14 protein-coding genes are annotated in these 16,236 nt (G+C 35.8%); 8 read left to right on the top strand and 6 right to left on the bottom strand.

Features of this window, described 5'->3' with window-relative positions; all coding sequences use genetic code 11:
- The first annotated feature begins 22 nt into the window (after positions 1 to 22).
- The 5 genes from N2Z72_06755 to gldN are packed head-to-tail and all read left to right on the top strand — an operon-like array spanning position 23 to position 6,007.
- Entirely contained in the window at positions 23 to 976 is a 954-nt protein-coding gene (locus N2Z72_06755; protein ID MCX7697374.1) for a type IX secretion system membrane protein PorP/SprF, read from the top strand.
- Between the two features lie 52 nt (positions 977 to 1,028).
- On the top strand, positions 1,029 to 2,417 hold the full coding sequence (locus N2Z72_06750; GenBank protein ID MCX7697373.1) for a formylglycine-generating enzyme family protein: 1,389 nt from the start codon (positions 1,029 to 1,031) through the stop codon (positions 2,415 to 2,417).
- 31 nt (positions 2,418 to 2,448) lie between these two features.
- Complete coding sequence (gene gldL, locus N2Z72_06745; protein MCX7697372.1) at positions 2,449 to 3,501, top strand: gliding motility protein GldL; 1,053 nt, start codon at positions 2,449 to 2,451, stop codon at positions 3,499 to 3,501.
- Between the two features lie 18 nt (positions 3,502 to 3,519).
- Complete coding sequence (locus N2Z72_06740; protein MCX7697371.1) at positions 3,520 to 5,169, top strand: hypothetical protein; 1,650 nt, start codon at positions 3,520 to 3,522, stop codon at positions 5,167 to 5,169.
- Positions 5,170 to 5,179: 10 nt separating this feature from the next.
- Positions 5,180 to 6,007, top strand: coding sequence for a gliding motility protein GldN (gene gldN, locus N2Z72_06735; GenBank protein ID MCX7697370.1), 828 nt, complete (start codon positions 5,180 to 5,182; stop codon positions 6,005 to 6,007).
- Positions 6,008 to 6,053: 46 nt separating this feature from the next.
- Here the strand turns inward: gldN and N2Z72_06730 are convergent, their stop codons facing one another.
- The 6 genes from N2Z72_06730 to N2Z72_06705 form a co-directional block, all read right to left on the bottom strand.
- Positions 6,054 to 7,106, bottom strand: coding sequence for an anhydro-N-acetylmuramic acid kinase (locus N2Z72_06730; protein ID MCX7697369.1), 1,053 nt, complete (start codon positions 7,104 to 7,106; stop codon positions 6,054 to 6,056).
- A complete protein-coding gene (locus N2Z72_06725) occupies positions 7,103 to 8,398 on the bottom strand; it encodes a UDP-N-acetylmuramoyl-tripeptide--D-alanyl-D-alanine ligase (GenBank protein MCX7697368.1) in 1,296 nt (431 codons plus the stop codon). Before N2Z72_06725 ends, N2Z72_06730 begins: the two co-directional genes overlap by 4 nt.
- A gap of 65 nt (positions 8,399 to 8,463) precedes the next feature.
- Positions 8,464 to 9,963: an SUMF1/EgtB/PvdO family nonheme iron enzyme gene (locus N2Z72_06720; protein MCX7697367.1), complete on the bottom strand. Its 1,500-nt coding sequence runs from the start codon at positions 9,961 to 9,963 to the stop codon at positions 8,464 to 8,466.
- A 21-nt stretch (positions 9,964 to 9,984) separates the two neighbouring features.
- The gene (locus N2Z72_06715; GenBank protein MCX7697366.1) at positions 9,985 to 10,962 is read right to left on the bottom strand and encodes a type IX secretion system membrane protein PorP/SprF; all 978 of its coding nucleotides are present in this window, start codon (positions 10,960 to 10,962) and stop codon (positions 9,985 to 9,987) included.
- Between the two features lie 88 nt (positions 10,963 to 11,050).
- Positions 11,051 to 11,806: a class I SAM-dependent methyltransferase gene (locus tag N2Z72_06710; GenBank protein MCX7697365.1), complete on the bottom strand. Its 756-nt coding sequence runs from the start codon at positions 11,804 to 11,806 to the stop codon at positions 11,051 to 11,053.
- A 36-nt stretch (positions 11,807 to 11,842) separates the two neighbouring features.
- Positions 11,843 to 12,631 carry a hypothetical protein gene (locus N2Z72_06705; protein MCX7697364.1) on the bottom strand — a complete coding sequence of 263 codons (789 nt, stop codon included), beginning with the start codon at positions 12,629 to 12,631 and terminating at the stop codon, positions 11,843 to 11,845.
- 95 nt (positions 12,632 to 12,726) lie between these two features.
- Here N2Z72_06705 and N2Z72_06700 point away from each other — a divergent pair, with 95 nt between their 5' ends.
- The 3 genes from N2Z72_06700 to N2Z72_06690 all read left to right on the top strand — a co-directional run bounded on the left by N2Z72_06700 (position 12,727) and on the right by N2Z72_06690 (position 16,212).
- Entirely contained in the window at positions 12,727 to 13,767 is a 1,041-nt protein-coding gene (locus N2Z72_06700; GenBank protein MCX7697363.1) for an acyloxyacyl hydrolase, read from the top strand.
- An 86-nt stretch (positions 13,768 to 13,853) separates the two neighbouring features.
- Positions 13,854 to 14,501, top strand: a complete 648-nt coding sequence (locus N2Z72_06695) for a DUF2807 domain-containing protein (protein ID MCX7697362.1) — start codon at positions 13,854 to 13,856, stop codon at positions 14,499 to 14,501.
- Positions 14,488 to 16,212 (top strand): YgiQ family radical SAM protein, encoded by a 1,725-nt coding sequence (locus N2Z72_06690; GenBank protein MCX7697361.1) that lies wholly within the window; start codon positions 14,488 to 14,490, stop codon positions 16,210 to 16,212. The genes N2Z72_06695 and N2Z72_06690 overlap by 14 nt, the downstream gene beginning before the upstream one ends.
- Positions 16,213 to 16,236: the final 24 nt, after the last annotated feature.

Below are 16,236 nucleotides of genomic sequence, written 5' to 3'. Positions count from 1 at the left end.
TTAATTGTCAAATTTTAAAATTATGAATATTAAGAAAACCTTAACGGTTTTGTTCGTAGTCTTGTATGTATTGATAGGTCATTCTCAGCAGGAAATGCAATTTACTCAATTTTGGGCAAACATACTTTCTTTTAATCCTGGATATATAGGTAGTCTTGAAAAGATTTGCATTAGTTCTATGTACAGAAATCAATGGGTTGGTTTTAAAGAAAACGACAACGCTGTTAATCCTGTTACATATACTTTTTCACTACATTCTAATGTAAATCCAATCAGAGGAGGTTTAGGTTTGTTTTTGTTCAATGATAAGTTAGGCTATGAGAGTAACATTGGAGTAAAACTTGGTTATGCTTATCGGCGTCCACTTCAGGGTGGATATTTGGGTATAGGTTTAATGATTGGTTTTTTAAATAAAAAGATTGATTTCTCAAAATTTAATCCATTAGATAATGGAGATCCTCTACTGACGGCACAAGGGGTTCAAAGTTCTATGGTTACAGATATTGCCATGGGGGCTTACTACAGAATACCACAGAAGTTTTATGTCGGTTTTTCAGCTTCTCAGCTACTTCAATCCAAAGCCTCCTTTAGCTCCAATGTTGCTCCACAACTAAAAAGACATTATTACTTTGTTGGTGGCTATGAATATGCATTACCGTCCAATCCTTCTTTTGTTATTACTCCTTCTTTGCTTGTTAAAACTGATTTTTCTTCTGCTCAGTATGATATTCACGCCGGCATTGTTTACAATGAAAAGTTCTGGGGCGGTTTAAGTTATAGAGTACAGGATGCCATTGCAATTAATCTAGGAGGTCAATTTTTGGAAAATCTTAGCGTTGGATATAGTTATGATTTGACCACAAGTCAAATGGGTAAGGATGGCAGAAGTAGTGGTAGTCATGAGGTATTTTTACAATACTGTTTTAAAATTAAAGTGGTAAAAATACCTGAAAGCTACAGAAATGTACGTTTTTAATGAAACAATTCTGAAAATGTTACGTAAAAACAAAAAAATTAAGTTAAAATTTATGAAATCCAGAAAAGAAAATTTCCTGGCCCTAGTTTCCTTAATCCTTTTGTTGTATTCTTGTACAACAAGCGACAAAGGAAATCTGGTGGGTGTGCGTGGACGTGAACCTTTCTTTCAGCCAGATCCTTATGGTATGGTTTTCATTCCACTAGGTAGCTATGTAATGGGTCAGAATGATCAGGATGTACCATATAATCAATTACAGACAGCAAAAACTGTTTCTGTGCAAGCATTTTATATGGACGAAACTGAAATTACTAACAACGAATATAGGCAATTTGTATATTGGGTAAGAGATTCCATTGCAAGGAAAATGCTGGGTGAGCAAATCGAGGATTATTTAATTACTGAGGATCAATTTGGTCAAACATTTGATGAACCATATCTAAATTGGCGAAAGCGTCTTGACTGGAACTCAGATGATGAGACAGTACGACAGGTTCTGGAGGAATTGTATATGCCAGAGGATGAGCGCTTCTATCGTAGAAAAGAAATAGATCCTAGAAAGTTAAATTTTAGATATTGGTGGATTGATTACAAAGCAGCTGCCAAAAAAGAAATGCAAAACCCAATCATGGAAAGTGATAGAAAATATCAAGAAAACCCAGCTTCACTCATAAATCGTCCTCAAGGATATAAAAATCGTTCGGTATATATTCGACAGGATGTCATCAACGTGTACCCTGATACTTTGTGTTGGGTACATGACTTTACCTACTCTTTTAATGAGCCTATGACAAAGAATTATTTCTGGCATCCAGCTTATGATCATTATCCAGTAGTAGGTATTAATTGGAAACAGGCTAGAGCATTCAGTATTTGGAGGACTCAATATATGAACTCTTACCTGATTCACATAGGTCAGGTGATTGTTAATGATTTTCGCTTGCCAACAGAGAGTGAGTGGGAGTGGGCAGCTCGTGGAGGGCTAGATTTAAGTCCATATCCGTGGGGTGGCCCGTACATTCGTAATTCTAATGGATGCTTCCTTGGTAACTACAAGCCTTTGCGTGGTAATTATCCAGATGACGGTGGATTCCATACAGTGATAGTAGCTCATTATGCTCCCAACGATTATGGATTGTACGATATGGCTGGCAACGTTGCGGAATGGACAAGTAATGCTTTCGATGAGTCAGCCTATCAGTTTGCACATGATTTAAATATGGATTATCAATACGAAGCCAAGGATACGGATCCCGAAGTTTTGAAAAGAAAAGTTGTAAGAGGAGGTTCGTGGAAGGATATAGGCTTTTTCATGCAAGTAAGTAGTAGAACATATGAATTTCAAGATACGGCCAAATCTTATATAGGGTTTAGAAATGTTCAAACCTATTTAGGTCGTATGAAAGGGGATGGACCTCTTTCATCCAATGTGTACAGATAAACCGCAGGCATAATTCTAAAGAAGAATCCATATGAGTAAATTTACCAGAATTTTTGAAAGTAGAGGTTTCAAAAGAACGATGGCTTATGTTTATGGCTGGGGTGCTTCAGCTGTTATTTTGGGAGCATTGTTCAAAATTATGCACTGGCCAGGTGCTGGAACAATGCTTACTATTGGGATGACCACTGAAGCCATCATCTTTTTTCTATCAGCTTTTGAACCATTACATGTTGAACCTGACTGGAGTCTAGTATACCCAGAATTGTGGGGACTTTATCATCCAGAAGAAGCTGAAAAAGAAGGATGGAAGCCTCAGCCCAAAAAGGCAACTGGGGAAAGTATTTCTGAGAAACTTGATAAAATGTTGGAGGATGCAAAAATAGGACCAGAGCTTGTTCAATCACTGGCTGATGGTATGAGAAATCTTAGTGATAATGCAAATAAATTATCTAGCATCGCTAGTGCTGTTTCTGCAACTGATAACTATGTTGCAAATCTAAACAAAGCAAGCGAAAGTGTGAGTTCTTTGGCCAATGTTTATCAGCAAACTGCTGCTTCTTTTCAGAAAACTTCTCAACTTGGCGAGAAGCTCAATGAATCAGCTGAAAAGACTGTCGAGAATTTAAATCTTGCAGGTCAGTCTTTTAACAATCTGTCAAAAGCTTTTCAGCATGATATTTCTGCGAACGATGAATTACTCAGCAGCATAAAATCTGCTTCTCAATCTGCTCAACTGTTATCTCAGAAATATCAAGTGAGTGCTGAAGTATTATCCAAGGCAACAGAAGCTGTTGATTTTTCTAAGCTAAATCCATCAGCATTTGCTGAACAATTAGACAAAGTAATAAGAAATCTTTCGGCCTTAAATACAATTTATGAGTCTCACAATCAGCAAGTGCAACAGCAGGTTGAAAAGGCAAAAGTTCTCTCTCAAAATGTAGATGCTTTTACAAAAAGTATTGAAGAAACAATGGGAGCAATTAATGCATACAAAGAACAAGCTAATTTGCTAACAAGGAACTTAGCAGCTCTTAATACGGTGTATGGTAACATGCTGGCAGCCATGAATATTAATCGTTCATAAATTAAAGGTTAGAAAACAATGGGAGCAAAAAACTGTCCTGAAACGCCACGCCAGAAAATGATAGCCATGATGTATCTGGTTTTAACTGCTTTATTAGCCTTAAATGTATCCAAAGATATACTTAATGCGTTTGTCATAGTGAACGATAGCATCATGGAAACTAATCGAATTTTCAAAGGTAAGGTAGAGTCCAACTACAAAACTTTTGAACAAGCTATGGCTATAATGCCAGATAAAGTGAGGGATGCTTATGAAAAGGCAAAAATAGTGAAACAAGAGGCTGACAAACTGGTAGCACTTATAGAGACTATGAAATATGAAGTGGTTGCTGAATGTGAAGGACTGACCCCGGAGGAGGTGAAGAAAATGGAAGAAGAGATGTTAAAAAGTAATAAACCTTTTTTAGCTGAAATCTCTAGTAAGGATAATTATGATACACCAACGCATTATTTTTTCAAAGGTTGTGATGAAGTAAAAGGAGAAGGTAATTGTAAAGTTTTTCAACTAAAAACTGCAATTATAAACTTCAAGAAAAAGATGGAAGAACTCTTGGGGAAGTATAAGGATCGGGTAAGCCTAGGACTAAATGTTGAAAAAGAATTTCCAACTGTAGAAGGTGATAGAACGGCCAGTTGGCAAATTACCAATTTTTACCATACTATTTTAGCTGCTAATGTGGTGTTGCTCAACAAATTGATTCTCGAGGTGCGTAATGCAGAAGCAGATGTAGTTGGGATGCTTTATGCTTCTGTGGATCTTGAAGGATTTTCATTTGATAAGGTTGGAGCAAAAGTTATAGCCCAAAGTAATTATGTATTACAGGGTGAAAAATATCGTGCAGAAATTTTTGTTGCTGCATATGATTCGAGACAACAACCAAAGATAATTATTGGGTCTGATGTTGATACTGTAAACTTACAAGTAATTGGTGATCAGCAAGTAATTGAAGGTAAAGATGGTTATGGGATATATGAAGTGCAAGCTGCGGGTTTGGGAGAAAGAAAATACGGCGGAATTATCGAGATCATCAGCAAGAATGGACAAGTGATGAAATATCCTTTCCGATCCTCTTATTTTGTGGCTGCTCCATCTGCTACAGTATCTCCAGAAAAGATGAATGTTTTTTACATTGGAGTTGATAATCCGGTTTCAGTGTCAGTTCCCGGTGTACCGAATGAAAAGGTAAGAGTAAGTATTTCTAACGGAAGCATGATATCTCAGGGAAGTGGCAAGTATATCGTACGAGTTTCAGGCGGAACTGAATCTGTAATCACTGTTTCTGCCGAATTAGGAAGTGGAACCGTGAGGCAAATGGGTGTTGCAAAATTTAGAGTTAAAAAATTACCCACTCCAAAACCTTATATTGCTGGCAAGCCAGGTGGAAATTATTCAAAAGCAGAAGTATTGGCCTCTCCTTATGTAACTGCTGTCATGGAAAATTTTGATTTTGATATACGTTATGATGTGATTTCGTATACTTTTACTTACAAAAATCCAGCTGGAGACCTGATTGATATTCAGGGAGTAGGATATCAAATGACATCTGACATGAAAACTAAAATACAGAATGCTAAGAAGGGTGAACGTTTTTGGTTTGACAACATAACTGCTAAAGGTCCTGATGGAACTAAAAATTTAGGTTCAGTTATAATACGAATTACGAATTAATGAAAAAGTTATGAAATACACCCAATTTTTTTTATTGATCCTGGTGGGGCAAATATTAGTTGCCCAAATACCACCAGATAGAGTATGGGACAAAGAATATACACCAGATAGAAAACCTGTAAACCTACCATGGCTAAGAAAGGCTGATGTTTTCTGGGCAGAAAGAGTGTGGAGGGTAATTGATATGCGTGAAAAAATTAATCAACCTCTTTATTATCCAACTAAACCCACCAATAATCGAATAAACCTTATTTCGGTTTTACTTAAAGGTTTGGAGGAAGGAACAATAACTGCCTATAGTGCTGATAATGACGAATTTACGATCCCTCTATCTCCTGCTGAGTTAAAGAAAAAACTTGTTCGATGGGATACCATTAAAGGTCGTACTCACCCAATTACTAATGAACCTCTTCCTGATACGGTTATAGAAGTGAAATATGATCCTGCTTCAGTTATTCAGTTTAGAATAAAAGAAGATTGGTTTTTCGATAAGCAACGGTCCGTACTTGATGTTCGAATTCTTGGAATTTGCCCTGTACGAGAAGAATACGATGCAGAAGGTAATTTGAAAGGAACGAGAGTGGATTTTTGGATTTATTTTCCGGAAGCACGTACTATACTTGCTAAATATGAAGTGTATAATCGATTTAATGACGGTCAGCGTATGAGTTACGATGACTTTTTTCTTAAACGTTTCTTCAGTAGCTATGTGATAAAAGCGTCTAATGTCTATGATCGCTATATTTCACCAACCTGGACAGGGTTAGATGCACTCTTGAAGAGTGAAGAAATTGAAGCCAAAATTTTCGATTTTGAACAAGATTTGTGGGAATATTAAAAAAACTGCAATTAATGCGAAAAAGCCGCTTAGAAAGCGGCTTTTTTTATGGCATCCAAAGAGCACCTGCTATGCACGGTCGATTTGCACCTGTTACAGAAGTTAAGGTATTCTCCTTATTAAGGAATCTAAGTAAGGCGAGAAAAGCAAAAATTAGCGCTTCCTTGAATTGAATGATTTGTTCGTTTGGTATGAAAATCTGTGTTTTAGGTATTTTTTCTTGAATGAGTTTAATCAAAAATAAATTATATGCTCCACCACCAGTAACTAAAATATTTCTAAAATTTTTTAACTTCTGGCTCAAAATTTCGGCTATTGCCTCTGCAACTGTTCGTAAAATATTTTCTATAGGGGCAATATTTGTATATTTTGTTAATAAAGGAATCCAGAATGATTCGACAAATTCCCTTCCCAAAGATTCGTTCTTTAACTTGTTAATTTTTAAGATGTCTATAAGTAGTTCAGGAATAAGGATACCGCTTTGCGCCAATTTGCCATCGAAATCGTAAGGGAGACCTTTATAATTAGCCAAATAATTAAAGACCTGGTTAACAGGCACTATATCAAAACCTTTGCGAACACCTCCTTCTTTGAAAGAAACATTAGCAATTCCTCCAAGATTTAATACAGCATCGTATTCAGAAAAAAAAATTTCGTCTCCTAGGGGAACCAAAGGTGCTCCCTCTCCTCCCAAAGCAACATCTTGAGAACGGAAATCACTGACAACGGGTATTCTAGTTAAAGAAGCAATAATACCACCGTGACCTGCTTGATAAGTGTAACCACGAAAAGGGTTATGAAAGACAGTATGACCATGGAAACCAATTAGTTGGGGCGTGGTTCGGTATGTGGATAAAAAATCGATAATTTTTTCAGCGTAAATTTTGCTTATTTGCCTATCTGCTTCTATGAATCTATCAGAAGGAAGGTGATGCATGCTTTTAAGTAGTTCCATTTCGCTACATGAATAGGGAGTGGTTTGGGTATGGATTATTTTATACGTCCATTGATTTTTTTTTAATTCAAACTCACATAAAGCCATATCTATTCCATCCATAGAAGATCCAGACATCACACCTAAGACCATATATTTTTTCATAATAAAGGAATGAGATTTTCCAGTTTATTTCCTCGACTTCCCTTAATTAATAAAAGATATTGGTAAGGAGGATTTTGTTCTAAATATGTATGAGCTTCTCCCGCAGTTGGGAAAAAAATAAACGAAGGAAATGCGTCTTTGAATTGATAAAAGCTATTACCAACTAATATAACAAGTTGAATATTTTGATGTTGTTTCACGTGATGTGCAAGAAAATTAAGTATTTTAGCATGTTCGTCAGCTGTGTATTCTCCAAGTTCGAGCATTTCACCTAAAATGAGTCCTCTTTGCAGGGGTGTTTCTTGATTCAGAAATTCAGTTAAAACCTTGTGCAACGATGTAGGATTAGCATTGTATGCGTCTAAAATAACAGTATTGTTAGAAGTTTTGATTATTTGAGATCGCATGTTTTGAGGAACGTAGTCGGACAAGGCTTTATTAATCGTATCTGGTGGTATATTGAAATATAGTCCCACACAGATAGCTGCAAGAAAGTTGGGAAGATTATATTCTCCGAAGAAATTAGATTTTAAGAAATACGATTTGTTTTCGAAGGACCATGTAAAGACTAGGGGAAATCTATCATGAATATGAACTTGAAAAGTTGAGATGGAGTAATAAATTTTTTTACTAATTGATGTGGAAATAGAAACGAGGAGCTCATCATCTTGATTGACGAAAACTGTACCATCGGTATTTTTAATGTATTGATAAAGTTCATTCTTAGTTTTAATAATATTCTCATAAGTCAGAAATCCTTCCAGATGAGCTTTACCGATGTTTGTAATAATACCGTAGGTGGGTTCGGCAATTTCACAAAGTTGTGCTATATCACCTGGATGATTTGCTCCCATTTCTATAACAGCTATTTCATGTATGTTTGAGAGTTGTAATAATGTGAGAGGTACACCAATATGATTGTTCAAGTTTGAGGTTGTATAGAGACACTTGTATTTTTGGCTAAGCACGTGAGCTATGAGTTCTTTGGTTGTTGTTTTGCCATTGGTACCAGTAATTCCTATGATTGGGAGGTTAAATTGCTTTCTGTGATAATTTGCCAGATCCTGGAGAGTAGCAAGAGTATCTTTTACAAAAAAACAGTCAGGATGATGAGAAAATGTGGGATTGGATGTAATCACTTTAACAGCACCTTTTTGTAAAGCTTCATCTACTAAGGTGTTAGCGTCAAAATTTTGTCCTTTGAGAGCAATAAAAATTTCACCCTTTTTGAGCCTTCTGGTGTCGGTTTGAATACCTTTACTTTTGAGAAAAGCTTCATATAAATTCTTCATGGTCCTAAAATTAAAAAATCCCGCATATGAGCGGGATTAAAATTAAGAATTTATTACATAATTTTTTAACGTCTACCTCCAGTTCCTCTTCCAAGACCAACGGGACTACCTACTCGTGTCATTGCACATCTAAATCCAATATAATCGGTTGCAAGGTCTTGGTCGAGGAAGCGACGAGTTCCAGGACTGACCCAATAAGCTCTATCTTTCCATGAACCACCTTTGTAAACACGAGCATTATTGTTAATCATAGAAGTTCTTCCGTATTCGTACATAAGGCGGTTTTTATTTTCTTCTGCAGCCATTTCTTCATTGTCAAAGTAGATGGAGGAAACAAAATCACCATCTAAATAATCTCTATTGTCAGAATACCTATAATTTCTGCGCCCAGCAGATTCTTCAGGAGTGACAGGGCGCCAACGAATACGGCCCAAAGAATCTTTTTCTGCTATAGCACCTTCTTCGTCGGTTACTTTAGTCATAAACTGATTACCACGGAAAGGCCTGAAATCATCAACATCTTCAAATGAAAGAGGGCGATAAACATCCATAACCCATTCAGACACATTTCCACCCATGTTGTACAAACCATAATCATTGGGCCAGTATGAATAAACAGGAGCAGTAATGTCTGCTGCATCATTAAGATATCCTGCAACACCCATATTATCGCCTCTACCCCGCTTGAAGTTAACTACAAAATCACCCATGTTTTTTTGGTAATCGGTTCGCAGTATATGCCCGTTCCATGGATAAATTCTTCTTTCAATAACACGTTCGAAAATAGTATTGCCAATCAAACCAAGTGCAGCAAATTCCCACTCAGCTTCAGTAGGAAGGCGATATTTGGGTAGTAAAATACCATCTTCCATACGAACTTTACGAGTTCCACTTCCACTGGGATTTAAATCATAAAGATCATTTTTTACCATTCCTTCATACTGACCTGCAAGATATGCATCGGTATTAAAGTTTTCTTCACCTGTTTGGTTTGGGTCGACTTTTAGAATACCTTCACGGATTAGAATATACTCGTTGACACGGTCTGTTCTCCATTCTGCATAGCGCGTGGCTTTTGTCCAACTTACGCCTACAACAGGGTAATATTGATAGGCCGGATGTCTGAAGTAATATTCGACATAAGGCTCATTGTAAGCCAGCCTTGAACGCCATACGAGAGTGTCGGGTAATGCTTCTTTAACTACCTGAGGATAATCTGTGCCAAAAACTCTAGATAGCCAGTATATATATTCGCGATAATCCACGTTAGCTATTTCAGCCATATCCATGTAAAAAGAGGATACGGTTACCCTTCTTGGAACGTTATTCCATTGAAAAACTACATCCTGTTCGGTACGTCCCATTACAAAAGTTCCACCTTCAATAAGAACCAAGCCAGGTCCGGTTTCTTGTTCTTCATAGGGAACTACTTCAAAACCACCCCATTTGGAAGTATTATAAAACCAAGCAGTTGTTCGGGAACGTTCCTTATAGCATCCGGATAGCAAAAAAACTGTTGCCATCAAAACTAGCAATTGCCCTAATTGAAAAACTTTTCTTGTCATATGATGTTTTTTAAAATTTCATTAAAATGATGGACATTGTATTGCACGAATTCGTTTAATTTTGGGAGGACAAGGAAATTGTAGTGTTAATGAAAATTCATGAGCACCACCTGTTGCATTAGTTAATTTAGATACGGTTAGATCATAACTATAGCCGACTCGAAAACTGGGGTTAAGAAAGCCTATTAGTAAAATAACGGCGTCAGGATTGTCAAAATTATGTCTGAACCACAAACCAGCAACAAATGGATATTTGTTGAAATAGAATCCATAATTTAATTGCTCAAATTTTCCTTGCTTCATGAAAAGCAAGTTGGGTGAGATGGATGTTTCTTCGATCGTTCTTTTGCGGGCTGGTGTTCCTTCAATGCTGATGATAGCTCCTGTATGTAATGTCCACTTAATAGGCATCTCGGATACACTGATAAAACCTTCGTTGGGAGTTGTAAGGTGATGTGAAGCAAACCCGAAATAAAATCTATCACTATAAAGTACCATGCCTGCAGAAAAATCTGCAATGGTCTTTGTCAATTCTTCAGGATAAGTTTCGTTGGTATTATAAACAAAACCATGCCTTGGATCAATCTGATCGGGAAAAGTGAGTTTTGTCCAATCCAGTGATTTTTGCAAGAAAGTTGCCTGTATTCCAGTTTTTAGGGAAAATTTATCATTAAGATTTAACCTATATGAATAAATTCCACTTGCCATAGTAGTACTTAAAGCGCCTTCCCCTGCTCTGTCTACATTAACCAAAACCCCTACACCACCAGAAATAGCATCAATATGCATATCAAAACTTGCATTGTAAGTTACATATTGTCCACTAATGGAAGGCCATTGATTTCGGAAATTCATCACAAGCCGAGGACAGATAGGAGCCCCAGCAAGTGCAGGATTTAAATACAAAGGATTAGCATAGTATTGAGAGAAATGAGGATCTTGTCCATAAGCAGTAAACATCAACATCATCATGCCTGCGAATAATATATATTTTCCCATTTTCCCTGAATTTACTACAAAAATAATATGTTTTTTATAACTTCCAACTTTTTTTATTTATACTGTAAATGTTGTTAAAAGGTTGCAGCTACAATAAAATTTTCCATGTAAAATATTCCTTTTTTTTAAAGTCTGGGTTTTTAATGAGTATCCCAGCATCCCATGTGGTAATTTTGATTGAGAAAGCATCAGGAAAGAAAGACATCCACCATGAATTCATGGCTTTATTATAGAAAATATCATCAATGATCAAAATAGATTTGCTCGACATGTGTGGTAAAAGATGGTTAATGTACATTTCCGACGAGCAAGGTTCATGATGACCATCAAGAAATATGAAATTAAAAACACGTTTTTCATCCTCAAATTTTCTTAAAGCATCTGTAAAATTCATGGGTAATAGTTCTATTTCAACTCCGATCATACTGAAAGTTTCTTTAGCCATATTGGCAATTTCTTTCACACCTTCTACAGTAATGACTTTGCTATGAGGATTTACAAGCTTAAGAACAAGAGAAGTAGTTCCAAAACCTGTTCCCAGTTCGAGAATTTCTTTTGCTTGAATGAATCGTGCTATATGGGCTAATTTACATGCTTGTTTTGAGGATTTAGATGTTCTTCTGAAAATTTCTTTAACCTTGCTTCTAACTATTTTACCATATGAGCCTGGGTCTTGAAATGAAATTTTAGTGTTATTACATTTCCAAAACCGATAAATATTTTTAGGAACCGACGTTTTTTTGCACTTATTTTTTAAAAAAAAATACAAATCATTTAACCATTTATAATTTTTTCCACTTGGAGAAGGAAGTAAAAAAAAAACGTAAAATGCTTTACCCTCCAAAGAATATTTCTAATATTCATATAGGCTATGAACTACTTATTTTTTTCTGAATTCTGTAAGATTGCCGTCGTATAGTAAGAAATATCTACCAGAGGGGAGATCAGACATATCAACTTTTTCAGCAGTACCATCCTTTACCATTTGTGCTCTGGTGTTGTAGACCATAAAACGAGACGTTGTTGAAAAAGAAATTTCATTGCCTGTGTTTTTAATAATGCTAACGGGTTGCTTTTTAGAAGTGTATTTGATATGAGGAGAAATGGAAATGGAGTTTAAAGGGCTTAAGTAAGTAATGCGGAATAAATTTTTTCCACTGTTGGAATTAAAGACAAAAGAATATGAATTATAAGAAATGCTATCTTCTACTTTGACTTCGCCTATTTTTAACCATTGAGTCCCCCAGTATTGTTCAATTAAAAATTTTCCTTTAGAATGAGTAATATTCACTTTCCATGAAAATTTTTCAGTTTTTTTGTCGATTGTAATTTCCTTAAATTCAAAATATTTTAATTCACGAAGAGCATCTGAATTGAAAACATAAGGTTGCGGAAAATCGTCGTGATAATATATGGTAATGGTCAGAAATTCTCCTAAACGAAAATTCATATTTTGTAATTCAATTTCTATAGCACTTGAGGCAAGATCACCCTGCCATACTTTTGAGTTAATTTCAATTTTTTCAATGGCAAAACGTTGGTTGCTATATGGATTTACGATGATGATGTTTTCTCCATTGTAAAAACCATGAACAGATATTTTATCAATAGCTGAGACAAGGAAAACGAATGGAACTAAGAAGAAAACTATTATTGCAGTAATACGCATGTTGATTGTTTTGACAAATATATAATTTTTTTTGAAGATATTAATGTGAATTTACGAAAATGAATATTTTTAAAATCTTTAGTAATTTGGCATCAATGAAACACATAGTAAATTTAGGTGTTTTAATATTTTATTGCTTATCATTGACTCCACAAAAATATGTTGAAGTGGATGGGGGATATGGTTTTGTTGTTCCACATCATGCAGATATGTGGTATTACTTAAAAGATCACTCATTTCGTTTTTCAATGAATTACATAGTGAAAAGGTCGTCCATGCTTAACCAAGGTAATAATATTTTCAAAGGCTTAAGCCTACAATATATCAAAGCTGGCGAGAAAGATTTGGTTGGGAGTTCGTTTGGTTTAGCATATAATCTCAGATTCCCATTAGAGCGGAAAAAAATTTTTTTCCTAGAAACAAGAGTTGGAATCGAATATAATACCATTAAATATACCGAAGAAAGTTTCATGTTCAATGCTTTAGGAACACATTTAAATGCCTTGATTTGCATTGGATTGTTAGGAAGATTTTCCTTTTATAGATGGGAACCTTTCGTTCATCTATCTTGGAATCACTATTCTAATGGTGCAGTCACGATGCCAAACCTTGGTCTCAATATTCCTATTCTTGGAGTTGGAATAGTTTATACATTTAATCAAAAACCTGACTCGCTGGTATATGGTCAAAATGTTAGAGTACCTAATCTTATCGATATTTCCATTTCTGGATCGATCAAGCAAAGAAAGTATGAAGGTCCTCATAGCCCTGTTTTTACACTGACTTTAAATAAAACATTTGCTTTTACTCAGCTCTCCCGATGGAGTGGGGGATTAGATTTTGTTTATGATCAGAGTATTTACGATAATCTAATGTTGTTTAAAGACACCATGGTTCAATCGTGGGATAAACTCAAGATAGGATATCATCTTGGATGGACGTATCCTGTCGGATGGCTAGAAATTACACTCGAACTTGGCTCATATGTAAAAAATTTTTTCTTCAAAAAAGAACAACTTTTTGAACGTTTGTCGTACCGTTATTTTTTTAGCGAGCGTTTTGGTATATATGCAGCTTTAAGGGCACATTATTTCAAAGCTGATGTCATTGAATGGGGTGTAATATGTCGCTTGTAAAGAAATTTGCTTATGTACTAATTGTATTATTTCTCTTTTCATGCCAAGAGGAAAAGGATTTTGATTGTTTTAAATCATCGAAGCCTTTGGATAGCCTCATTCTACCTTTGAGAAAATTTGATTCACTTTTTGTCAAAGGAAGAATCGCCTTGTATTTAATATATACACCCGATACGAATTATGTCAAGATTATTGCTGCTCGGTCGTTGATTGAAGACGTCAGCTGTTTGCAAAAAGGGAAATCTTTATTTATCGAGGAAAAAAACAGTTGTCATTGGACTCGAAATTTATCTTATTATCCAGTAGTTTATGTCTATTATTCTCACTTTCGATATTTTAGACCGGATAACTACATGGACAATGTTTTTCTCAATGATTTTCAGGGAGATTCAATTTCTATAGATTACTGGATAGGAAGAGGTATAACGTACTTTCGAGGAAAATCACAGACAATGAATTTTTATGTTAATGCTGGTGGAGGATGTTTTGTTGCAAAAGGTAAAACAAAGAAATTATACATTTACCACTGTGGCACGTCAAAGCTTTTTTTCAGGCAAGTAGAAGCTGATACTTTGATGGTAGATAACCGAAGCAACAACGATGTGTTTGTAACAGCCAAATATGCATTAATTGCTTCAATTCACTATACGGGAAATATTTATTATACGAATGTACCTTTGTATCTTTATCTTCATCAAGTCGGAAGTGGTAAGTTAATTTATGTGGACGATTAAGAAACAATTTACCCCGTGGCTCCCCACCACAAGAGATGAAATGAAACGTCTTGGGTGGCATGAGGTGGATGTAATTTTAATAACTGGCGATGCATACGTTGACCATCCATCATTTGGCGTAGCTATTATAGCAAGATTATTGGATGCATGGGGTCTAAAAGTAGGGGTTATTCCTCAGCCTAACTGGCAAGATGATGGGCGTGATTTTAAGAAGCTAGGTAAACCTAGACTTTTTTTTGGAGTAACAGCTGGAAATGTTGATTCAATGGTGAATCATTACACGGCTAGAAAACGCATACGTTCTAATGATGATTATACTCCAGGAGGAAGAAAAGGTTTACGACCTGATTATGCAAGTTACGTGTATGTGAAAAAAATAAAAACTTTTTACCCTGATTCATATGTGATTTTGGGTGGCATCGAAGCTTCTTGTAGAAGATTTATTCATTATGATTACTGGAGTGATATGCTAAAACCATCTATTATGGTTGAAACCGGTGCTGATCTACTCATTTACGGGATGGCTGAGAAATCACTTTGGTTTGTGACGCAAGCATTTTTGGAAGGAAAACGGCCTGAGACGTTAGCTATTCCCGGAACAACAATATTGGCAAACAGTTACCCAACGAATTATGAAGTTTTGCCTTCTTATGAAGATTGCGTAAATGATCCTAGAAAATTTGTGGCGCACTTTTTAAAGATAGAACAACACACAAGTACGTGGTCGAAAAAAGGATTGGTGGAGCCTTATGGTGAGAAGTACGTTGTGACCCATCCACCAATGACTCCTCTTACTGAAAAGGAAATGGATTATATTTATAGCTTACCATTTCAACGTCAACCTCATCCTCGATATAAAAAGAAACCACCTATTCCTGCTTTTGAGATGATCAAAAATAGCATTACCTTACATCGTGGATGTTTTGGTGGATGCAGTTTTTGTAGCATAGCTATGCATCAGGGAAAATTTATTCAAAGTCGAAGCAAAGATTCTGTTATTGAAGAGGTTAATAAGCTCATTCAAATGCCTTATTTCAAAGGTACTATTACTGATCTGGGAGGGCCTTCAGCCAACATGTATCAGATGCATCCGAATAATATTGAGCTTTGCAAAAAATGTAAGCGGGTTTCTTGCATTCATCCTAAAGTATGTCAAAATTTATCTAATAATATGAATGAATTGTTGGATTTGTATGGGGCAGTCTCATCCATTCCAGGCGTTAAGCATGTGTTCATTTCATCTGGTATTCGCTATGATCTTTTCTTACATCGTGACGGCTTTGTAAAGGGTGGAAAAAAATATTTCGAACAGCTAGTAGAACGTCATACGTCGGGGCGACTTAAAGTAGCACCTGAGTTTAGTGACGAGAAGACACTAAAATTGATGAGAAAACCATCGTTTGAATTGTTTAAGAAACTTGTTAAGGAATTTCGAAAAGTTAATCATAGACATTTTCAAATCAACCCATATCTCATTTCTTCTCATCCGGGCAGTGATGAACAAAGTCATTTGAGGTTGAAAAAGGAATTGGAGCAACTCCGCATATTTCCTGAACAAGTACAGGATTTTACTCCTACTCCATTGACCCTCTCCTCCGTTATGTTTTACTCCGAAGTAGACCCATATACGGGAGAGAGGATTAAGGTCATCAAAGATGCTGAAATCAAAAGAAAATTGCAATATTTGCTTGTTACTGAGAAAAAAATGTAAATTTACTTTTTAAAAAATGCTTCA

Source organism: Bacteroidales bacterium, assembly GCA_026418905.1.
Lineage (GTDB): Bacteria > Bacteroidota > Bacteroidia > Bacteroidales > DTU049 > JAOAAK01.
This window is presented reverse-complemented; position numbering and strand designations above follow the sequence as displayed.

Coding starts and splice junctions, on each gene's coding strand:
- N2Z72_06755 (MCX7697374.1), top strand. CDS start 23: ATGAATATTAAGAAAACCTTAACGGTTTTGTTCGTAGTCTTGTATGTA.
- N2Z72_06750 (MCX7697373.1), top strand. CDS start 1,029: ATGAAATCCAGAAAAGAAAATTTCCTGGCCCTAGTTTCCTTAATCCTT.
- gldL (MCX7697372.1), top strand. CDS start 2,449: ATGAGTAAATTTACCAGAATTTTTGAAAGTAGAGGTTTCAAAAGAACG.
- N2Z72_06740 (MCX7697371.1), top strand. CDS start 3,520: ATGGGAGCAAAAAACTGTCCTGAAACGCCACGCCAGAAAATGATAGCC.
- gldN (MCX7697370.1), top strand. CDS start 5,180: ATGAAATACACCCAATTTTTTTTATTGATCCTGGTGGGGCAAATATTA.
- N2Z72_06730 (MCX7697369.1), bottom strand. CDS start 7,106: ATGAAAAAATATATGGTCTTAGGTGTGATGTCTGGATCTTCTATGGAT.
- N2Z72_06725 (MCX7697368.1), bottom strand. CDS start 8,398: ATGAAGAATTTATATGAAGCTTTTCTCAAAAGTAAAGGTATTCAAACC.
- N2Z72_06720 (MCX7697367.1), bottom strand. CDS start 9,963: ATGACAAGAAAAGTTTTTCAATTAGGGCAATTGCTAGTTTTGATGGCA.
- N2Z72_06715 (MCX7697366.1), bottom strand. CDS start 10,962: ATGGGAAAATATATATTATTCGCAGGCATGATGATGTTGATGTTTACT.
- N2Z72_06705 (MCX7697364.1), bottom strand. CDS start 12,631: ATGCGTATTACTGCAATAATAGTTTTCTTCTTAGTTCCATTCGTTTTC.
- N2Z72_06700 (MCX7697363.1), top strand. CDS start 12,727: ATGAAACACATAGTAAATTTAGGTGTTTTAATATTTTATTGCTTATCA.
- N2Z72_06690 (MCX7697361.1), top strand. CDS start 14,488: ATGTGGACGATTAAGAAACAATTTACCCCGTGGCTCCCCACCACAAGA.